The organism is Halomonas sp. HMF6819, assembly GCF_044335525.1.
In the GTDB taxonomy this organism is placed as follows: Bacteria; Pseudomonadota; Gammaproteobacteria; order Pseudomonadales; family Halomonadaceae; genus Vreelandella.
Map to the genome: position 1 here is coordinate 1 of NZ_JBIQVY010000026.1, position 271 is coordinate 271.

Below are 271 nucleotides of genomic sequence, written 5' to 3' on the forward strand. Positions count from 1 at the left end.
CTCGATGTCCACCAGCCCGGTGTTGTCCTTCACGTACTTGCGCGTCACCTTGCCCGTACACCAGGTGGTGTCACCCACGATGTTGAAGCGGCGCATCTCGGTGCGAACCCGCTTCAAAAAGCCCGCGTCGCCCATCCAGTTGGTCACCAGCGAGCACATCCAGGCCGACCGCTGCGGGCCGTAGTCGTAGGTCCCGGGAACGCCGACTTCCTTGGCTACCGACTCCCGGTGGTGACCGATGCCCGTGTATTCCACGCCGCCGCCGGCTTCA

General features: G+C 64.6%; 1 protein-coding gene. It reads right to left on the bottom strand.

Features of this window, described 5'->3' with window-relative positions; genetic code table 11:
- Positions 1-271: hypothetical protein (locus ACGLWX_RS18355; RefSeq protein ID WP_396241910.1), on the bottom strand; the 271-nt coding region annotated here is incomplete at both ends.